The 18,151-nt window shown below is 53.3% G+C and carries 20 protein-coding genes, 1 pseudogene and 1 riboswitch; of the genes and pseudogenes, 11 read left to right on the top strand and 10 right to left on the bottom strand.

Translation table 11 applies throughout. From position 1 onward, the window contains the following. Window positions 1-117 precede the first annotated feature (117 nt). A riboswitch (cyclic di-AMP (ydaO/yuaA leader) is annotated at window positions 118-254 on the top strand. 3 nt (window positions 255-257) lie between these two features. Then, window positions 258-725, top strand: a complete 468-nt coding sequence (locus tag PEL01S_RS29025; RefSeq protein ID WP_127462719.1) for a C40 family peptidase — start codon at window positions 258-260, stop codon at window positions 723-725. 247 nt (window positions 726-972) lie between these two features. Here PEL01S_RS29025 and PEL01S_RS29020 read toward each other — a convergent pair whose 3' ends face one another. Further along, window positions 973-1,599 (bottom strand): DUF975 family protein, encoded by a 627-nt coding sequence (locus tag PEL01S_RS29020; protein ID WP_127462718.1) that lies wholly within the window; start codon window positions 1,597-1,599, stop codon window positions 973-975. 264 nt (window positions 1,600-1,863) lie between these two features. On the opposite strand from PEL01S_RS29020, the gene PEL01S_RS29015 reads away from it, so the two are divergent. The 4 genes from PEL01S_RS29015 to PEL01S_RS29000 all read left to right on the top strand — a co-directional run bounded on the left by PEL01S_RS29015 (window position 1,864) and on the right by PEL01S_RS29000 (window position 4,819). Beyond that, a complete protein-coding gene (locus tag PEL01S_RS29015) occupies window positions 1,864-2,478 on the top strand; it encodes a TetR/AcrR family transcriptional regulator (RefSeq protein WP_127462717.1) in 615 nt (204 codons plus the stop codon). Window positions 2,479-2,546: 68 nt separating this feature from the next. After that, window positions 2,547-3,101, top strand: a complete 555-nt coding sequence (locus PEL01S_RS29010) for a hypothetical protein (RefSeq protein ID WP_127462716.1) — start codon at window positions 2,547-2,549, stop codon at window positions 3,099-3,101. A gap of 3 nt (window positions 3,102-3,104) precedes the next feature. Further along, window positions 3,105-3,746, top strand: coding sequence for a GNAT family N-acetyltransferase (locus PEL01S_RS29005; protein ID WP_127462715.1), 642 nt, complete (start codon window positions 3,105-3,107; stop codon window positions 3,744-3,746). 191 nt (window positions 3,747-3,937) lie between these two features. Next, a complete protein-coding gene (locus PEL01S_RS29000; RefSeq protein ID WP_371860733.1) occupies window positions 3,938-4,819 on the top strand; it encodes an alpha/beta hydrolase in 882 nt (293 codons plus the stop codon). A 116-nt stretch (window positions 4,820-4,935) separates the two neighbouring features. Here the strand turns inward: PEL01S_RS29000 and PEL01S_RS28995 are convergent, their stop codons facing one another. From PEL01S_RS28995 to PEL01S_RS28985, 3 genes are all read right to left on the bottom strand, one after another. Next, entirely contained in the window at window positions 4,936-5,382 is a 447-nt protein-coding gene (locus tag PEL01S_RS28995; protein ID WP_108533155.1) for an OsmC family protein, read from the bottom strand. 132 nt (window positions 5,383-5,514) lie between these two features. Beyond that, complete coding sequence (locus tag PEL01S_RS28990; RefSeq protein ID WP_127462714.1) at window positions 5,515-7,098, bottom strand: sigma-70 family RNA polymerase sigma factor; 1,584 nt, start codon at window positions 7,096-7,098, stop codon at window positions 5,515-5,517. Between the two features lie 189 nt (window positions 7,099-7,287). Next, window positions 7,288-7,716, bottom strand: coding sequence for an SgcJ/EcaC family oxidoreductase (locus PEL01S_RS28985; RefSeq protein ID WP_127462713.1), 429 nt, complete (start codon window positions 7,714-7,716; stop codon window positions 7,288-7,290). Between the two features lie 156 nt (window positions 7,717-7,872). Between PEL01S_RS28985 and PEL01S_RS28980 the strand changes: the two genes are divergently transcribed. Next, window positions 7,873-8,358: a MarR family transcriptional regulator gene (locus PEL01S_RS28980; RefSeq protein ID WP_127462712.1), complete on the top strand. Its 486-nt coding sequence runs from the start codon at window positions 7,873-7,875 to the stop codon at window positions 8,356-8,358. 185 nt (window positions 8,359-8,543) lie between these two features. On the opposite strand, the gene PEL01S_RS28975 is transcribed toward PEL01S_RS28980, so the two are convergent. The 4 genes from PEL01S_RS28975 to PEL01S_RS28960 form a co-directional block, all read right to left on the bottom strand. Beyond that, window positions 8,544-10,049 (bottom strand): alpha/beta hydrolase family protein, encoded by a 1,506-nt coding sequence (locus PEL01S_RS28975; RefSeq protein WP_127462711.1) that lies wholly within the window; start codon window positions 10,047-10,049, stop codon window positions 8,544-8,546. Window positions 10,050-10,483: 434 nt separating this feature from the next. Beyond that, window positions 10,484-11,470 (bottom strand): BtrH N-terminal domain-containing protein, encoded by a 987-nt coding sequence (locus PEL01S_RS28970; protein WP_127462710.1) that lies wholly within the window; start codon window positions 11,468-11,470, stop codon window positions 10,484-10,486. After that, complete coding sequence (locus PEL01S_RS28965) at window positions 11,454-12,026, bottom strand: helix-turn-helix transcriptional regulator (RefSeq protein WP_127462709.1); 573 nt, start codon at window positions 12,024-12,026, stop codon at window positions 11,454-11,456. Before PEL01S_RS28965 ends, PEL01S_RS28970 begins: the two co-directional genes overlap by 17 nt. 327 nt (window positions 12,027-12,353) lie before the next feature. Beyond that, window positions 12,354-13,190, bottom strand: coding sequence for a sulfurtransferase (locus PEL01S_RS28960; RefSeq protein WP_127462708.1), 837 nt, complete (start codon window positions 13,188-13,190; stop codon window positions 12,354-12,356). 105 nt (window positions 13,191-13,295) lie between these two features. Between PEL01S_RS28960 and PEL01S_RS28955 the strand changes: the two genes are divergently transcribed. The 3 genes from PEL01S_RS28955 to PEL01S_RS28945 are packed head-to-tail and all read left to right on the top strand — an operon-like array spanning window position 13,296 to window position 14,863. Continuing rightward, window positions 13,296-13,799 carry a GNAT family N-acetyltransferase gene (locus tag PEL01S_RS28955; RefSeq protein WP_127462707.1) on the top strand — a complete coding sequence of 168 codons (504 nt, stop codon included), beginning with the start codon at window positions 13,296-13,298 and terminating at the stop codon, window positions 13,797-13,799. Window positions 13,800-13,803: 4 nt separating this feature from the next. After that, window positions 13,804-14,289, top strand: coding sequence for a DinB family protein (locus PEL01S_RS28950; RefSeq protein ID WP_163768707.1), 486 nt, complete (start codon window positions 13,804-13,806; stop codon window positions 14,287-14,289). A 16-nt stretch (window positions 14,290-14,305) separates the two neighbouring features. Then, window positions 14,306-14,863 (top strand): nucleotidyltransferase family protein, encoded by a 558-nt coding sequence (locus tag PEL01S_RS28945; RefSeq protein ID WP_127462705.1) that lies wholly within the window; start codon window positions 14,306-14,308, stop codon window positions 14,861-14,863. Here PEL01S_RS28945 and PEL01S_RS28940 read toward each other — a convergent pair. Together PEL01S_RS28940 and PEL01S_RS28935 are read right to left on the bottom strand one after the other, a co-directional pair. After that, on the bottom strand, window positions 14,860-15,183 hold the full coding sequence (locus PEL01S_RS28940) for a 4a-hydroxytetrahydrobiopterin dehydratase (RefSeq protein WP_127462704.1): 324 nt from the start codon (window positions 15,181-15,183) through the stop codon (window positions 14,860-14,862). The two genes, PEL01S_RS28945 and PEL01S_RS28940, sit on opposite strands and share 4 nt — an antisense overlap. A 14-nt stretch (window positions 15,184-15,197) precedes the next feature. Next, window positions 15,198-15,491: a hypothetical protein gene (locus PEL01S_RS28935; protein WP_063181186.1), complete on the bottom strand. Its 294-nt coding sequence runs from the start codon at window positions 15,489-15,491 to the stop codon at window positions 15,198-15,200. 289 nt (window positions 15,492-15,780) lie between these two features. Between PEL01S_RS28935 and PEL01S_RS28930 the strand changes: the two genes are divergently transcribed. Together PEL01S_RS28930 and PEL01S_RS28925 are read left to right on the top strand one after the other, a co-directional pair. After that, the gene (locus tag PEL01S_RS28930) at window positions 15,781-17,382 is read left to right on the top strand and encodes an SWIM zinc finger family protein (RefSeq protein WP_127462703.1); all 1,602 of its coding nucleotides are present in this window, start codon (window positions 15,781-15,783) and stop codon (window positions 17,380-17,382) included. Continuing rightward, window positions 17,379-18,151: pseudogene (locus PEL01S_RS28925) on the top strand (DEAD/DEAH box helicase); the annotation flags it as partial. The gene PEL01S_RS28930 and the pseudogene PEL01S_RS28925, both read left to right, overlap by 4 nt.

Below are 18,151 nucleotides of genomic sequence, written 5' to 3'. Positions count from 1 at the left end.
GTTCTTTTTAGCTTATAAACAAAAAGTTTCATAAATAACCATTGATTCTGTGACAATTATGTGACAAAGGGAGGAAAACGTCATGTTGGCTCGAATATATGTACTCGGAATAAAAAAAAGAAAATTTTGCCGAATTTCTGTTCGCAGAAAACGGGGGATCCATTTTTGGGTGAATTGATCTCGCAGTAGAGTGATCATAGGGAACCTTCAACCGAACCCTCAAGCTAACCTCGTAGGCACCGGAAGGGGAAACTTCTTTGAAAAAGCTTGTAGGTTTTGCATTTTCTTTGACCTTGTTTTGCAGCATTTCGGTTGGCAGCGTTTTTGCAGAAACCCCACTAAGCTCAGCGGTTAACGAGGCTATGGGTACGCCCTACAAGTATGCGGGCACTACGACCAAAGGCTTCGATTGCTCGGGTTACACTTCGTGGGTATTTGACAAATTCGGCGTCGATCTGCCGCATACGTCCAAAGGCCAAGCCGAGCTTGGTACCGAGGTGGCCAAAGACCAGCTTCGTCCCGGCGACCTGGTGTTCTTCAACACCGACGGTAAAGGGATCTCCCATGTCGGCGTATACGTAGGCGAAGGCAAGTTCTATCACTCTGCTACGGATCAAGGCGTCACCGTTACGAAACTCAGTGAATCCTATTACGCCAAGCGTTACGTCACGGCACGGCGCGTCCTGTCGGACGAGCAGTACAAGCAAGTGATGACTGACAAGTAACTTTAATGACCTGAACGGAAGTTTCCCGTACCTTCGAAAGCCCTGAGCGTTTGTCTGCTCTGCGTTCGTTCCAACGAACAGCCGATCGGACAAGCCTGCAGGGCTTTCCGTCTTTAGCGGATGAAGTTCTCCTCCCCTGGTGCGATGGCTTTGAATAAGCGCAAAAAACAGAGCTGCCTGCCGTCATTCGACGGAGACAGCTCTCTTTTCGTTATATGCTTACCGGAAGCCCCACAATCATGGCAAATTAGAGAGTATAGCTGCGAGGCGCTTCCGCATAGGGCGTAGCAACATTCTGGTTTTTCAACTCTTCATAGAACGCAGCCATTGCCGCATAAATGTACGGCTGTACCCAGAACATGCCGAGGCCGAGCGGAATCATCCCGAGCACAATCCACCCGATGAAGCTCAAGAACAGCATGAACAGCCGGGTCTTGTGTCCGTTCATCATTTCCTTGCTTTGACGCAAAGCATCGAGAGCCGGCATTTCCGGATTGTCGCGCATAATGAAATACGCTTGCGAATAGCTCAAAGCCGCAATAATCCCCGGTACAACAAGAAGCAGCGACCACAAGAAAATGAAAATGCCCGACACGAGATTTAGAACCAAGGCATTCCCGAACCGGTTGTTATTGAATCCGTCGAACAAATTGCCGACCGATGTCAACTCGCCGCGAACCGTGCCAAGAAAATAACCGTACAGGCCGAACGTCAAAGGTCCGGTAAGCACGATCGTGCCAATCCATCCGATAAACGGAATGTAGGACAATGCGGAAAGAATCACCCCATAAATGAAAACGCCAAGAACCGCGTTAACCCAGTTCCCTTGCAAGCTTTCCCTCGCCATCCGGCGAAGCTCTGAATTTGTTAACATACCAAAAATTCCTCTCCCGCTAAAAAAATTTTTACGCACATTCAACGGTTACCCGTCCATTCGGCATGTACTATATGATATCTGGTAAAAGCAGGGCATTTCAATGTGATTTTCGACACAATTTGTCAATATTTCTGGTAAATTAGACCTATTTTTTCACTCTCCTGCCAGCCCATATCACTTTTGAATCATCGATCTGTACATCATCAGTATATTGACTGTCCGGTTGGTCAGTTATATAATGATCCGGAAAGGAGCTTCGCCATGAATCCCAAAGTACAAGATAAGCGCATGGAAAAGGGCGAACAAACCCGAATACGAATTTTACACGCTGCGATCGCCATCATTTCGGAGCACGGCATCAAAGAGGTATCGGCGGCCAAGCTCGCGCAGCTAACAGGCGTGAGCAAAAGCAATATATTTCACCATTTCAAATCCATCGACGAAATTCTTCACGGCGCGCTCCACATTTTGTTCGACGATCTCCTTGAGCCGATGGCGCAGGAGTATCGGGACTTGGAACAGTTTCTTCATCAGCTCGGGCAGTCCATATTCCGAGTGCCTGAACCTTATCTTAAAGCGTTCAAAGCCTTTTTCTCCTTCTATCATGAAGGCATGTTCAATGCGGATTTTCGGGAAGCCCTCCTAAGCTGCACCGATAAAATTACCGAGCTCTTGGGACATCAGCTCAACCGGCTGGCTCTCCGTCCCCTCGACGAAAAAACGCTGGAATCCGTGACTGCGCTTCTCTTTTCGCTCATGGACGGCATGGGCCTGCATTATTTGCTGAATGGAAACGGTCAGCTGTACGAACAAGCTTGGCGGCTGCAAGTTAGCATGCTCTGCCGACACTTAGCCGAAGACGACTCCCTGGCGTAAGCCGGAGATCGTTTCGCATAAAACTGACCGTTCGAACGGTCATATATTAAATTTGAGGAGGATTTGTCATGAAACCAGTAAACATCCCGGCCTTTTTTCATGAAGTGTTCGGCAAAAGATCGACCGTCTTGGAGTTGGCGCTAACCTTAGGTTTTGGCGTCGGCATGAGCGCGGCGCTCCTTGCTCTGACGTATTCCGAGTGGAGCGGGCTTGTCCTATGGCAGCTGCTTGCCATTCTGCTCTTGGCGTTGGACATCCATGGCGGCGTCATTGCCAACTTCACGTTATCGACCAACAACCACTACCAGGCCCATCCGGTGGCACGTCTGGTGTTTATCGCCATTCATGTTCAACCCATTCTGCTCGCTGCCGTCTTGGGGGAACATTTTATTCCCTGCCTCTTCGTCTGGGGCTATACGATCGTATCGTCTTTTATCGTCAATGCCCTCCTCGGTCATCCGGCTCAACGAACGATAGCGGCGGTTTTCGTATGCACCGGGTTTGCCGGTCTGCTGCTGTTCTTCGCCTCGATCCCCAAGCTTCTTCTCGTCATGCTGTTTTTCTATATCTTTAAAGTCGTGTTCAGCTTCGCGGTGGATCATTATGCACGGAGGGAGCATTAGAAGATGACGGACCGGGACCATTCAACCTGCGGCCGGGAAATTATCCGTTTGGGAACTGCACACGCCGCTCAAGCTAGGGACATTTTGCCGAAAGCCTTCTCCGATGATCCGATGTTCCGCCATCTGTTCCCGGGGGCAAAGCGATCCATTCATATCGGGCATTTTTTTAGTTTTTTATTTCATAAGAGCCTGCTGCTGCAGGAAATGCTGATCGGTGTTCAAGAACAAGGTACGCTGCGGGGCGCCGCATGCGTGGAGCTTCCGATAAGCTATAAGGATGCGGGATTCCTTGCAAAAGCGCGATTCCTCTGCCGGGCAATCGGGTTGCTCTGTCAAGTGCCGCCGCGCTCGTTTGCTTTAATCAATGAGTATATGCGGCTCACGACATCCGTCCGTCCCTCCGTTCCTCATCATTATTTGGTATTTGTGGGTGTAGACCCCGAGCATCAAGGGACAGGGCTGGGTAAGCTGCTGCTGAACGAAATTCATGCGCTTGCAGATGCGGACCCGACATCTGCAGGCATCGGATTGGACACGGAAAACGAGGATAACGTTCTCCTGTATGAACGGTTCGGATATCGGCTCGTAGAGAAGAGGAAATTGGGCACCGTTACCATCTACTGTATGTTCAGACCGCGCCCCTAGAGCTCATAAGCGCAGGCGCCGATCAACCGAGAGAGAGTTCGGCAGCAGCTTTTTCCGAAAAAGGCCCAAGGGATTTCCGGATATCGTCCATGGCTCTGTAGAGGAGGCGTGCTTTATAATTTGGGGCATGATCGTCCTTTGCAGGAATTTGATTGGATCAAAAATGAAAAAGTCAGGGAGGAAGGAACACGGTGGTCGACCAAACAAGGGAATCATCCACAACGGAGGGACAGACTGCTGCCGAGGGCTTAGTGACCCTTCCTCGAACAGAACAGCGCATCATGCATTCGCGGGCCGAAAATCGCGAGTATCGCATTTTCGTCGCCAAGCCGGACGTTGAGCCGCCTCCTTCGGGATATCCGGTCATCTATTTGCTTGATGCGAATTCCGTGTTCGGTACGATGGCCGAGGCGATACGCTTGCAGTCGAGACGGCCGGAGAAGACCGGAGTCGTTCCGGCCGTAATCGTCGGCATCGGTTACGATACGGAAGGGCCATTTTCGAACGCCCGCTATTACGATTTCACGATGCCCGTACCCTCAGCGGAACTGCCTCAAAGCCCGCGCGGAACGGAGTGGCCCGAGCTGGGTGGAGCGGATGCTTTCCTGAATTTCATTGAAGAGGACCTGAAGCCCGAGATCGAACGCGAGTTCAGCATCGACCGTGGCAGGCAAACGATTTTCGGCCACTCGCTTGGCGGCCTCTTCGTGCTGCATGCGCTTTTTACAAGGCCGGGGACATTCCATACTTATGTCGCCGGAAGTCCTTCCATTCATTGGGGCAAAAGAATTCTGCTGGAAGAAGAACGGCAATTCGCCTCCCGCTTGGAGAAAGAGCATTGCAGTGTCGGCGTGCTGCTTGCGGTGGGGGAACGCGAGAAAGATCATCACAGCCATATGAACGATAATGCGAAGGAGCTTGCGGAACGGTTGTCCGTCCTCGCAAGCCTTGGTGTGCGCGTGAGGTTCCACGAGTTCGAGGGCGAGGGGCATGTCTCGGTGCTTCCGGTGTTGATCAGCCGCGCCCTGCGGTTCGCTTCGGAAGGCAGTCCGCAGTTGGAGGTTAGTTCGTAATCTGCGGATTGAGCGCCCCGGGGCCGAAAAGATGCGGGAATAAAGCGCAAAAAGAGCTGCGGCAGCTGCCCGATGGTAGTCTGCTGTAGCTCTAACAATCCGCGTTCCTGTTCCGCTTAGCTCTCGATAACGATGCTGTTTAATTTGAGACTGACCGGGTTGGCGATCGTATCTCCTACCGGGCATTTGCTCTCGATGAACCGGATAAATTCCTCCACCTTGTCCTTCGGCGAATCGGTTTTAATTCGAAACGTATAACGGATTTCGGAGTAGCCCGGACGAACCTCCGACCGGTTGAAAAATCCGTCGAGATCCAGATCGCCCTCCACATCTACTTGGAAATCATCGAGTTTGACCCCAAACTTGGGCGCGTAGACTCGTGCTACGATCGATTGGCAGGCACCTAACGAAGCCAGCAGCGCTTCCACCGGATTCATCCCGGTATCCGTTCCGCCCAAGCTTTTTGGCTCGTCGATAGTCAGCTCGAACTGTCTGGAACTAGCCTTCACTTTCACGCCCTCTTGCAAATGTGCTGTCGCTTTGAAGGTTTTAACCGCGGCCATAGTATACTCTCCTTTGATTGTCGAGTGCGTTCCGACTTTTTTCAAACCAAATTTATAAATTGGGTATTTTGGGTATTATAGGTTGATTGTGGTATTTCGTCAATACCATCGGAGATTTAGAGTATATATACCCTACTCCCCTTCAGCGGCCTCCCATGGAACGAGTGTGTTGTGAGACGCATCCCAGCGCCAAGGGGTCGACCAGCCCTGTAGATGTACGCCGCCGTACCATTCGTCGATGCCGTTTAAAACAATCCAATCCGCCTCTCCGTCGAGCACCCTTCTGCCTGCTTCCGTTAATGCAACTGTGCTATGACGAAATGACTGCGCCGGGTCCTTATAGCCGGGAAAAGCATTGAAGCCTTCGAGCTTCAGCAATGGGTACGGACCTTGCGCAAGTTTAGCCAAGCGATGCCAATATTGAAGATCTCCCATGCCCAGCCCATGAAGCTTATGTCCTATATGCCCGAACAAGTCCAGCGGAGAAGTCATCCCGCCGCGGACCATCTCCAAAGTGATTTGTTCGACAAGGCCAAGTCCGTTCCGGATGGAGGGAAACCGTGATAAGTGAAGCCGAAAGGCGTCGTTCACATAGGGCAGTGCGGAGATATCCCCCGCTTCAAGCAGTTGAACCAACTTGTCCGGGTCCGAGGCGCAGTAAGCCTCCCAGACGAGGGCGCCAAGTTCGAGCTGTTCCTTGCCAACCGTTTGCCAAGTGCCCGACAAGGTCGCCATTTGGTTCACGGACAGCTGCCCCAACCCCCGAAAAAGCTCGATTCCCGGGAAGGCCCCAATAGACAGCAAGCTAAGCTTCGTTGTGCCTAACGACTGCTGCGCAAACCAATGAAGCAAGCAGCACAGCATCGTCTGATCGAACAAATCATGCTCGAACCACAGCACGATTTCCTCGTAGTTGCGAAAGTTTGCGCGCACCTTCTCCTGCGCTTCGCTTATACGTATAAATTCCGCACTCGGAATTCCCAGCGTCCGCTCCAAATAGCCCGCCCGAACCGATCGATTGGCCTCTTCGGCCGGCTCGGTAAATACGGGTCCTTCGGGATACACCTCTCTCCAGACAAGAATGTCGCCTTGGACGACGCCCTGCCGCAGCTTTTCCGCAACGACATCGCCATTGACAATGTGAAGCATTCGCTTTCCTCCTTCGTACAATTGATGAAATACGGAGACGAAATCGGCTACGGGGAGCGTTCCTTTCAGCTTCGCACGGGCGTCGAACAGCCGCTTTTTCAACACCGGAACTGACGTTCCTAAATACACAGAAATCTCTTGCAGAGAGTAGCCCTGAAAATAAAACAGTTGGACCGCGATGCGCAAGTTGGACGATAAAGCCGATATGGAATGATGAAGCAGCTGCTGCAATTCTCTTTTTTCGACAATCTCCGGTACGCTTGGCTGTCCCCCGCTCGTTTGTGCCAGTTGATCAAGCGGTACCGTTGGATGACGCTTCCTCCGCACAAGACGGTGACATTGACGAATCACGATCGTTTTGAACCATCCGGGAAAAGCTTCCGCTTCCTTCAGCCTGCGCAAATGGATAAAAGCTTCCGCAAACGCCTCCTGCACGGCATCCTCCGCCGAGTGGGAGTCATGCAGCCTTTCGAACGCAACCGCATAGGCCATCGCTTCGAAACGCCGGACGATAAGGTCAAAAGCTTCCTGGTCTCCCTGTTTTGCTCGTTCAACCAAGTGCAGCATATAAGTTTCGCCCCCTTTCATTGCCGCTCCAGTATAAGGTGCCGAAGAAGGGCTCCAAGGTTACAAAAGCATCGCAAGTTCTATAATAACGAAAAGAAGCCAAAAAGAGGCTGCGCCAAGCTGCCCGAAAGCAGCCCGCTGCACCCTCACCGCCGGTTCGTATAAAGTGTCGACCTTACTTTGTAACAATTAGCCCCTGCCTCCCGGAATTTGTTGAATACGGCAATTGTGGAACGCTGTAATTTTCCACTCTCCGTTTTGTTTGATTACCACGTTCGTATTGATGGATCCCCGGTCCGAAGGGCCCTGCGCCGGATCAGCCAATTTCGCCTCTCCAATCCTATGGACAACGGCTACTTCCGGGGTCACGAACCGCGGCCGTAACTCGGAGGTGGCACTGGATTCCAAGGTCGAGCCTTTGAGCGGACCGTGAAATAGCCACTGGTGGACCTCCGCAATCTGCTTCTTCCCTTTTAAATGCTGCCCCATAAACGTCACGTAATCCGCGTCGTCCGCGAAGCATTCGCCAAAAGCGGCTCCGTCGCCCCGATTCCAGGCATCGCTTAACGCCGTAAATAATTCCTGCATCGCTTGAATATCTTTTTGCTGGTATTCCATTTCCGATTCCGTCCTCTCGATCATTGGATTTTTGGCTGCGCCTTCCGATTGTGATATACTGTTGACCAGATAAATACTTAATGCATGAATCTTCTTAATAAATTATATATCTTAATTAATTAAGATATATTTTTATCTTATACCGGAGGTCTCTTTATGTCAAGCGATCAACGCAATCATGCTGTCCCACAGCTTACTCCCTTGCAGCAGGAACTGCTCCTCGAACTGCGTCAGAACAGCGCGCGGGCCGTCATGCTCCACCAGCTCATTTCCGAAAAGCTCGGACTGAACGCCACGGATCACAAATGCCTCGACTTCCTGAACAGCGCCGGACCGGTAACCGCCGGACGATTGGCCGAGTTAACCGGTTTAACCACCGGGGCGGTCACGAACGTGATCGACCGGCTGGAACAGGCGGGATATGTAACACGGGACAAGGACCCGAACGACCGCAGACGCGTCGTCGTCAAGCCTACCGGGCGGGAATCCGAAACGATCCCCCCGCTATTCGACTCGGTCTTTCGGGCAACGCACAACATTTTGATGGGTTATAGCGAACAGGAGCTGCGCGTGATCCTTGATTTTTTCAAGCGGTGCAACGCGATGACTTTGGAAGAGATGGACAAGCTGAAGCAGGACTGATTAGCTTGGGGAAAAAAGAAAAGGGCCGCAACAGTCAGCCCATGCTGGTCTGTCGCAGCCCCCAACTATGTGTTGAGAGCTCAACATACGAAGGTTGCTGGCATATTGGGCAGCCACGCTTAAGGAAACGGGTACGATAGCTCATAGAGAACAGGCTACCGCAGTATCGGTAGCCTGTTCCGTAATTATAATTGCGAGGTTACGAACTTCACCTCCGGAAAGCGGCTATCCGGTCCTTTCATTAAGATTCCGCCTTGATTTTTCAGATACATATCGAAGAAATCCAGCATATAGGCATTGATAACGGAGTTCGCTCTTTCGGGCGCAATCTTTCCTGTAATGCCCAGCATTTTGAAAATCGGAGAAATGAACTGTACATCGGTAAAATTCAAATGCTCCGTATTGTCGATATAGAGGAATTGTCCCCCTGCGGCAACCGTTTCGCGCATCCGTTCAAGCTCTAACTTTTTGTCTTCCGTTACTTGATCCATCCACTCTCTTGTGTTGCCCATACGGTTAAGCTCTGCATCCGTATAGACCCGGTTATCCATCACCATTTTTAACCTTTCGAATTCGCTTTCCGAGTTGATGAACAAAAACGGCTTTCGCAGACCCTCTCTGTCACGCAATCGATAAAGCCCTCCATCTAAGTCTATTCCAACCGCGATTCGCGGATCGTAAGAAGCGTCATAGGCCGTCGCTCCGCCGATGGAATGACCGAACACCCCGACATGACCGAGATCAATCCTCCCTTTTAGATGGCTTGGAATCTGCCCCGATTGGATGAGCTCGAATTGGTCCAGCGCAAACGCCACATCGCCGGTTAAAACTTTTCCCAACTTGTCACGATTTCCGCTTTCCGTCCGGTAATCATGATCGGGCGAGAATAAGTCGTTGGTTGTGCTGGTCGTGATTTGACCGTCCGGAAACTCGGTTGCAAATGTATTGTAGGTATGGTCGATCACTGCCACGATATATCCGTGACTCGCGAGATTTTCGGCTTGCGACGTGTGGAGGAACCTGGAGGAACCGAAGCCGGGATTCGCAAGGATCAGCGGGTATGAAGTCTGTGCCGAAGAGACTTCGGCCCCCGAATAAGCATGACTGGATACGTACTTCAGGTGTTGAAAAGTAAACCCGGGAAGGCCATAGTTCGCCGCCATATAACGTAAAATCCGGGTATCGGGGATAAAGGGAGCGTACTTGCCGGTGCCAGCTTGAGCCGGAAACCATACCTGAACCATCAATTCCCTCTTGCCTGTCGCGGGTTTTCCAAATGTCTCCTCCCGGTTTGGATCGACGAAATGAAAGACTTGCGTGCCTACCTTCAACTCGCCGGTTGGCGCCGGTAGGTCGAATACGGGAAACACATAGAGGAAGCACGCCGTTACGATTAACCCAATCATGATAAAAAGGCGGCCCAGCACCCTACGGATTCGCGAGGCGGTCCGAACGGTTTTCGGCGTTATGAAAACGTCTATAAGCGAAAGCATAAGCATCAGGATCGTAAATCCGTATAAAAACAAAAGCTGAACCCTGTATCCTTCGACAAAAAAATGTATCACTAAAAAAATGGAGCCGGCTCCGCTTGTCAGGAGCAAAGCTGATCTTCGGATACGTTGATTGAAAGTGAACAGGAGCGCCAACAAACAAGCACTTGAAAAGAGTAGCAGCATTTCAAAAAGCCTCACGCCAACTCCCCCTAAAAACTAATCCCATCGATGGATAGGATTAGTATACAGGAGCAATTAGGTTGATACCATTGATCTAGATGACATTGCCTTACACTCTTGTAAGGTTGCGTCGAAGGGAAGCTCGTATGCTTTAAAATCGACGGGGCGAAAGCGATTGTCATCGAACGATTCCGCGGGAATTGACCCGAGCCATCTTCCCGCCTCAGAGTCACTCTTGCCCCCAAATAAAAGGCGAGGCAAGCCTGTTTGTGGGAGGATGGAAGCAACGTTCAAGAGCGTATGTTGAACGAGAACGCCAAAGAGGGCTGCAACAGGTCACTTACTCATAACCTGTCACAGCCCTCCGACCCGCGTCCGACGCGGTTGGCGGTTGTTTGCGTCTACCCTAATGTCGATTCAAAATGAGTTAAGTTGTGAAACCAATTATAAAGTTAAATTGTCAATACAAACTCCATGGCTAATCGTTCTTTCTCCGCAATGTCGGCTAGAAGCTCGGATGCAAGTCTTAGCTCCTGTTGATTTCCGGTTCTTCCCGCTTTATCAATCGATGCCGAGACACCGTTCCACATCGGCGCGATTTCCGTAAACAGAAAGTATGCCTGCTCTAATTTAGAATCACAGAACAAATCCACGCATTCTTTAAGAAAATCTCTATACAGGTTTCGAAATAAGGCGCCGCCGGTCCCCGCTCTTTCCATCAATAAAGCGGTCAAACACAGATCTTTCTCTAAATCCTTGCTTCTAGAAGGCCAATTCAGGATTTCACCGCTCATTTTTTTGATTCCTTTATTGCCCATATTGCGGATAGGCGGATTCAAATAGTCATGAGCATTGTTGATAAGGGATGATCGTATGGCGGGTGCAAGCGGCGGAAGGGTATCCGTTTGCTCGATCGTAAAGGAGCGATTCCTGGAGCTCATGGGCCCCTTTGCGTTTCTTGCCATAGTCAAATTCGACAATCGCGTTGTCACGAGTCCGCCTTGTTGGCTTGTGTCTGCCATATAGGCATATTCGTCATCCATGCCATATATCACCGCATAGTGGGCTGCAAAGTGTACTTTGTTCGTAAAGTAATCTAAATAATACGAATCTAATTTAAGTCCCACAGGAATTCCACGGTCTATGCAGCTTTGCACGTTCTGCCATGCTTTTGTAACAGACGAGGTTTCTTGCACCCTGATATTCAAATTGAGCCGGGATGCTATGCAAGCAGACAGTTCATCAGGCTTTACTCTACCCCCGATAAAAGGAAAGTCCATTCCCTTCGAATCCCAATAAATGAATCCCAAACCTTGCCCAATACCGAATAACATCGGCTCCGATAATCGAACACCCTTATGTTGAAGGAGATTGCCCATCGCTGTCGTCTCGCAGTGTTCTCCCTGAAAAAGAGCAAAACCTTCAATCAACATGGGCATGTCCCTCCAGTTCCCCTGTTAGTTCACTGATCAGATTTGCGACAAATGTCTTTTCAGTCTCGATGAGACTCATCGGGTGAAGGAAAAGAGCCCTAACGTGCAATGGCAATCGATAGCCGCCTTGCGATTCATATTTCTGACCTAAGTTCCTCAATGTCTCCTCTAGAAAGTTCTGCCGTTTCCGCAAAGCTTCCACGGCTTCATCTTCCCCTATAAAAGGGAGAGCCGCGAGTCCGAGATCGAAACGGTTATCCCGTTCCCGCGCAGAAGTTAGGCTTACGATGATTTCATTCCTTAATGTTTCTATACCGGCTTCCATCATGACATACGTAGACGGCAAAGGTCCTTTGCCAGACTTATGGACGGAATCTTCGGATCGGATCAGTCGTTTGTCTTTCAGTTTCTGCAATCCGGCGTAAATAGAAGTCGTACCTATATTCGCCCATTCCCTGTAGCCTCTAAGCTCTATCAACTTATTGATTTGATACCCCGACGCTTGTTTGGATTCCGCAATAATTTGCAGCAACATAAATTCCACGTTGGAAAGACGATTCATTGTTTATCTCCTTTTTATATTCCATATGTGTAATATAACACTAGTGAAATATAAAATCAAGAAGAGCTACCCTAGCATGACGGTCGGACTCTTGCTCCCAAGCCAAAGTCACCGCGCACGTTTGTGGATGGATATACTGGACGAGCTTTTCGACAGTAACCTGTCTCAATTGTTGAACTGTGGCTGGCTCTGGGCCTGCTGCAACTGCTTTCTCCGGCTTCTTGTTTGCAAGCTGTTTGCAAACAAGCCCAAAGAGGGCCGCAACAGTCCGCCTCACGGCAACCTGTCGCAGCCCTCCAACCCGCGTCCGACGCGGCCTTTCAGCCCTTACTCTTCTCCAGTCGCAATCGGATTCCCCTCATACGAAATCCAATCGCTCCAGCTTCCGGGGTACAGCTTCACATTGTTCAGCCCCGCTTCGCTCAGCGCGATCACATTCGGGCAGGCCGTCACGCCGGAGCCGCAGTAGACGATGATCTCCTCCGCCTGACGAAGCCCTTCGAAACGCTCGGCCAGCGCCGCTTCGCTCTTCCAAGCGCCGGTCTCATCCAAGGCGTCCTTCCAAAAATACGACTTCGCGCCGGGAATATGTCCGGCTACCTTGTCGATTGGCTCCTCGATGCCGAGATAGCGCTTCGCTTCCCGGGAATCGATCAACGTCACGCCGGGCTTGCCCAGCCGTTCCTTGACCTGCTCGACGCTGACAGCCAAGTCTTCACGTACGCGGGGCGTAAACACGGCCTCGCGCAGCAGCGGCGGCTCGTCGGTGACGGGATAGCCCGCTTCCTTCCACTTGCTGTAGCCTCCGTCCAAAAGATATACCTTCTCATGACCAAGGTAGGTAAGTAGCCACCACAAGCGCGAGGCCATCGCACCGCCTTGGTCGTCGTAAGCGACGACGGTGGAACCGGCATGAATGCCCGCTTGCCCCAGCTTCGCCGCAAGATCCTGCATGTCAGGGAGCGGATGGCGGCCGCCATGCTCCGTGATCGGGCCCGACAAGTCTTGCTCCAGGTCAAAATACACCGCGCCGGGAATGTGATCGATGTCATAGCCTTGCTTCCCCGATTCCGACTTCCCCAGCGTGAACCGGCAATCTGCGATGACGATATGATCGTCCGTACCATGTTCGAAGAGCCACGGTTGACTTACAATATGCTTCAAACCAATCACTTCCTTAGATGGGATGAAATACGGTATAGTTATCAGTATACAACGGAAAAATGCCCGGCGAAAGCGCAAACGCCGGCGCAAAAAGCAGGAGGAACCATGCCAATTAAAACGAAAAGCTTCCGTCTCGTTCCGATGCGGGAAGAGCACGGAAGCGACATCTGTACGTGGAAGTACCCGCCTCCCTACGATTTATACCATTGGGACCCGTGGGAGCTGATGGTAGCGTGCGGTGAAGAATTCGGCGATCCACGCATCCGCGAGGCTCAGTTCCGTGCCGTGCTTGACGAATCCGGGGAGCTGTGCGGCTTTGCGCAGTTTTTCCCCATGGTCGGCGTCACACGCCTCGGACTCGGACTGCGGCCGGACTTGTGCGGCAAGGGCAGCGGCACGGCGTTTGTTCGCGCCATCGTCAGCGAGGCCAAGCGCAGCGCACCGGGCAACGAAATCGATCTGGAAGTGCTGACTTGGAATCAACGGGCCATCCGGACCTACGAGCGGGCCGGTTTTGTCATCACGGATACGTATGAACGCCCGACGCCGGAAGGGTCCGGCGAGTTTCACTGCATGGTATGGACAGGCACGATTAACGAAGGAGGATAAGACAATGGGAAATGACGTACGATCGAAGGCCGAGCTGCTTGCCGATTTTCGCGGGCTGCTCGCTTTTGCGGAAGAAATCCGCAGCGTGGACGAGCGGACGTGGGACAAGCCTATGGCACCAGGCAAGTGGACGCTGAAGGAAGTAGTCGGGCATCTGCTGCTGTGGGACCAGTATTTCTACGAAGCGGCGGTCGGCAAAATCGCGGAAGGCAAGCCACTGATGCTGAAGCATCTGGATTTTGATGCATTTAATGCAAGGGCGGCGCAGTATGGGCGGGCTCAATCCGGCGAGAAGCTTGTGGAGGAGCTCGTATTATGGCGCAGTCGGATCACAGATACGCTGGAAGGGTTGCCCGAGACGGAATTCCGCCGTTCGTTTCCGGACTTGGACGGCAAGCCGTTCGTCATCTCGAAGTACATCCCGGATTTCGTCTGGCATGACCGGCATCATATGAAGCTAATTCGCGAATTTTTGAATCCATCAAGCTAAGATCGGAGAGCATCGAATGAAAAAAGAAGCGCTGCTCCGGATCGCGGAAATTTTGAACAGCAATGCCGTCGACTGGGGGCTTGGAGGTTCGTCCATGCTCTGGTTCCACGGGCTCGTCGACCGTCCCAACGACATCGATCTGCTCGTGGCGGAGCACGATGCGCTGCGGGCGCACGAGCTGTTAAGCCAGCTTGGAACGTACGAGGCGCTGCAGCCGAAGGAACCGTTCTGCACCAAATATTTCGCCCATTACACCATACTCGGTACGGAAGTCGATGTCATGGGCTTGCTCAGTATCCGTCATGCGGAAAGCGTATACCGGTTGGACTGGCACGCGGACACAAACACGCAGGTCGAGCCGCTGGAGGGCGTCTCCATCCCGCTGACACCGCTGGAAGATTGGTTCGTGCTGTACCTGCTCATGCCCGGACGAGGCGGCAAAGCCGATCTCATCGAAGGCCACCTGAAGCGGCAAGGCATTCGGCGGGACCGGCTGGAGGCCGCCTTACAGCAGCCGCTGCCAGCCGAAGTACGCGCACGTGTGCTTGCAGCTATGACAGAGGCGGGGGGCTAAAGCAAGCGCTGCGGCATGTGCTGGTCTGCGTTTCCGGCATAAGCCTCGTCATACCGGGCGACGCTCGCGAAGTCGAGCTCCGTCAATCCGCCCGCATTCCACGACGTCAGGCGGAGCGTCACCATCCGATAATCAATGGCGATCATCGGGTGATGGTTCATGGCCTCCGCGATGTCGGCGATCCGGTTCACAAACGCGATACTGCCTGCAAAGGCGGGGAAGCGGTATTTTTTCACCAGCCACTTCCCCTCTTCCACCGTCCAGCCCTCAAGACCGGACAGCCGCGCCTTCACTTCTTCCGCCGTCAGCTTGTTCCCCATGCCTGCCGCCCCCCTTATACCAAGTGTATGACCCTTGTTAGCGCTTCCCCTTGATCGATGCGGATGACATGCCGCTTCGGGTCGTGCGTGACGGTACAATCGCCGACATTCATCTGCGCTTCCGTCCCGAGCCCGTAGAACAAATCGTCGGCCAGCGTCTTGATGCACTCCTTCCGCTCGCCTTCGTTCAATTCTCCCCAGTCCTCGACTGACATTTCCAAAAATTCATGGCACCCTTCGATTTCCTGCAGCGCATTCGTGAAATCGTCGATAATGTCGCGGTATTCCCTGCCGAATTTAATGCCCATCGTTCTCCGCCTTTCCCGTTGCCACCAACGTTTCCGCGTATCTGATTCGCCCTTGTCCGTATATTCATGCTTTCCGAAGAGACGGCGACTCGCGGCCGGGCGGACGGCAACTGCAATCATGTTTGGCAATCCTTGTGACCCATTGTACTCGGAAACCGGACTGCCCGCAACCGCAGCAATACAGCCGTATACGAGGAAAAAAAGTCGTATTTCGGCCTTGATCCGGCACGCATTTCGATGCAAAATCTGGTACACTATAAGGATAGACAAAAAGGGCGGTGGGCGAAACATGCTGAAGCTGCAGATTCCGAAAAATCGAATAAATGAACTGATCGGGCATCTGCGCGACACTTTCGACCCGGCCAGGCTTGAGCGCGGATGGGCTTATTACCACAAGGGACAAGTGGCGGAGCTGGAGCTGAAGCAAGGCGTGGAAGTGCATGCTTTGGTGCGTGGTACGAAGCGCTACGAAGTGATTCTCGATCTGGACCACCTTGGCAAAAGCGAGTGCAGCTGCCCGGACGGGGACAACTGCAAGCATATGGCGGCAGTCGCTTTCGCTCTGTACGCGCCGTTCGGCCGGCCGGAGCTGCTGCTTCAGCAGCTCAAGCAGGCGATCGCCGTGCGTTCGCGGCAGCAGGCCAAGCAGACGGCGGTCTCCAAGGCCGCGGAGAAGCGGCAGGACCGGTTCGAACCTCCGGCCCCGGATCACATGCCGGCCCAGTGGCAGAAGTTTTTTGACCAGCAGTTTTACGGCTTTTCCCTTAACCAGCAGCAGTCGATCGAGCTGTTCTACAGCGCGGTCAAGGAAAAGCTGCTGCCCTACGGTGAAGGCTGGGAGCAGCCGCTGCGGGGGCTGTACTCGCTTCATGTGCTGTTCTTCGTGATGCGGAAAATCGAACAATTTTATCAGGAGACGAAAACGTCCTACCTTTCTTATTATATCGAAACGGGCTGCCGGACGGTCGCCCGTCAATGTCTGGAGGAGCTGCTGCGGCTTGTGCCCCGGCTCGATGTTGCCCTGCTAGCGGAAAAAGCTTCGGCTCCCTGGAAGGAGACGCTCGGTTTGCTGGCGGAAGCGGCACTGTCAGGGAAGGAATCGCCTTTGTCATGGTCTACCGTATACCGCAGCGTCTGGTGGCGGATGACAAGCTATCCCGCATGGATGGCGGAGGAACGCGCCCGGCTGCGGCTCATGCTGGAATCGCCCGATCTGATGCCGAGACGGCGGGATGCGCTGCTGCTGGCGGAGGCGCATTTTGACGTGATCGAAGGCGACGACGACGCGGCGCGGCAGAAGCTCGAAGCGCTGTCCAAGCGGGAAGCGCGGGACTACTTCCTCTACTTGCACCGCTGCTACGAGGAAGAAGCGTGGGGCCGGATGCTGGCGTGGTTACGCTGGCTGCTGCCGGTCGTGCAGCGGGCCCAGCAGGAGGAGCTGCGGCAGTTTTGCCAATATTGGATGGAGGCGGTGCAGCGGCAGACCGACGACGGCGAATGGGTGTCGGTCATGATTGCGCTTCTGCCGCGGACGTACCATTTCTATACGGCTTATTTGATGAAGGCGGAGCGCTACAAGGCTTGGATCGACTTGCAGCTCTCGAACCGCGTCTCGCCGCTGGACTTGTACTCCCTGGATTTGCAAACGGTCGAAAAGCACGACCCGTCGCTGATGCTGCCTCTGTTTCATCAGGCGGTAGAGCGTTGCATCGCGGAGAAAAACCGGACGGCCTACAAAAACGCCGTGCGCTTGCTGAAAAAGCTGCACACCCTGTACAAAAAGCTGAACCGGTCGAACGACTGGGAAGATTTCATTTACCGGCTGGCGATGAAATATTCGCGCCTGCGCGCGCTGCAGGAAGAGCTGAGGAAAGGAAAATGGATTCCATGACCGATACGGGCCTCACCCACGTCCATGTGCGCTGGGCGCCGCAGGGCGGCTTCTTCCTGTGGGGCGCCCGCTATAACGGCGGCGTCTGCGACGCTTATGATTTGCGGGACTGGCTGTTTGCTTGGCACGAGCCTTCCTTCTACGGAACGTTCATCGAAGTCGTCGAGTCGCAGAACGTCGAAGGATTGCTGCTGCCTGTGCTGGAAGCGCTTGACTATTTTGCCGCGCCGGGCGTCGTCCGGCATCAACGGCTCGCTTTCGCTCGCGAACTGAAGGAGCTGACGCAGCTTGCGCCCCATGTCAAAGAAGCGCTGACGCATGGCCGCTTCATGCCGGATTTCGCCAAGTGGAAGGCCGGAGAGCTCGGCTGGAAGCTGCAGCTGCCCGAAGCGGCAGCGGCCTGGTCCGCCTCGCCGGTTGCTCAGCATTGGCTGGATCTGCTCATCCCGGCGTGGATTCAGGAAGACGGCGTCATGCGCCAGAGCCTGGAGCAGTTGGAGCGCTCGTTTCCGCTGCTGGGACGCGGGGGCGAGCAGGCGGCCGAACTGTGGATGGACGAGGAGGACTGGCTCATCTCCATCGGCTGGCAGTCCGACGGCACGCCGTTCCGCACGTGCCTCAAGCTCGAAGAGCCGGCGGAATCCGGCGGCGCATGGCCGCTGCGCGTCGTGCTGCAGGACCGCAGCGACAAGGATGTGCAGCGCGAGGTGGCCCCGTCCGCCGTCGCCGGTTGGGCCGCGGCGGAGCCGGAGGCTGGCGGGACGGCCGC

It is taken from the genome of Paenibacillus elgii NBRC 100335, from assembly GCF_004000865.1.
Taxonomy (GTDB): domain Bacteria; phylum Bacillota; class Bacilli; order Paenibacillales; family NBRC-103111; genus Paenibacillus_G; species Paenibacillus_G elgii.
This window is presented reverse-complemented; position numbering and strand designations above follow the sequence as displayed.

What these genes read in the sequence shown, in the direction of transcription:
- PEL01S_RS28955 (WP_127462707.1), top strand. Translation starts at nt 13,296, where the DNA reads ATGCCAATTAAAACGAAAAGCTTCCGTCTCGTTCCGATGCGGGAAGAG.
- PEL01S_RS28970 (WP_127462710.1), bottom strand. Translation starts at nt 11,470, where the DNA reads ATGCCCATGTTGATTGAAGGTTTTGCTCTTTTTCAGGGAGAACACTGC.
- PEL01S_RS28950 (WP_163768707.1), top strand. Translation starts at nt 13,804, where the DNA reads ATGGGAAATGACGTACGATCGAAGGCCGAGCTGCTTGCCGATTTTCGC.
- PEL01S_RS29015 (WP_127462717.1), top strand. Translation starts at nt 1,864, where the DNA reads ATGAATCCCAAAGTACAAGATAAGCGCATGGAAAAGGGCGAACAAACC.
- PEL01S_RS28940 (WP_127462704.1), bottom strand. Translation starts at nt 15,183, where the DNA reads ATGGGGAACAAGCTGACGGCGGAAGAAGTGAAGGCGCGGCTGTCCGGT.
- PEL01S_RS28930 (WP_127462703.1), top strand. Translation starts at nt 15,781, where the DNA reads ATGCTGAAGCTGCAGATTCCGAAAAATCGAATAAATGAACTGATCGGG.
- PEL01S_RS28945 (WP_127462705.1), top strand. Translation starts at nt 14,306, where the DNA reads ATGAAAAAAGAAGCGCTGCTCCGGATCGCGGAAATTTTGAACAGCAAT.
- PEL01S_RS28995 (WP_108533155.1), bottom strand. Translation starts at nt 5,382, where the DNA reads ATGGCCGCGGTTAAAACCTTCAAAGCGACAGCACATTTGCAAGAGGGC.
- PEL01S_RS29010 (WP_127462716.1), top strand. Translation starts at nt 2,547, where the DNA reads ATGAAACCAGTAAACATCCCGGCCTTTTTTCATGAAGTGTTCGGCAAA.
- PEL01S_RS29020 (WP_127462718.1), bottom strand. Translation starts at nt 1,599, where the DNA reads ATGTTAACAAATTCAGAGCTTCGCCGGATGGCGAGGGAAAGCTTGCAA.
- PEL01S_RS28935 (WP_063181186.1), bottom strand. Translation starts at nt 15,491, where the DNA reads ATGGGCATTAAATTCGGCAGGGAATACCGCGACATTATCGACGATTTC.
- PEL01S_RS28980 (WP_127462712.1), top strand. Translation starts at nt 7,873, where the DNA reads ATGTCAAGCGATCAACGCAATCATGCTGTCCCACAGCTTACTCCCTTG.
- PEL01S_RS28985 (WP_127462713.1), bottom strand. Translation starts at nt 7,716, where the DNA reads ATGGAATACCAGCAAAAAGATATTCAAGCGATGCAGGAATTATTTACG.
- PEL01S_RS28990 (WP_127462714.1), bottom strand. Translation starts at nt 7,098, where the DNA reads ATGCTGCACTTGGTTGAACGAGCAAAACAGGGAGACCAGGAAGCTTTT.
- PEL01S_RS28965 (WP_127462709.1), bottom strand. Translation starts at nt 12,026, where the DNA reads ATGAATCGTCTTTCCAACGTGGAATTTATGTTGCTGCAAATTATTGCG.
- PEL01S_RS29005 (WP_127462715.1), top strand. Translation starts at nt 3,105, where the DNA reads ATGACGGACCGGGACCATTCAACCTGCGGCCGGGAAATTATCCGTTTG.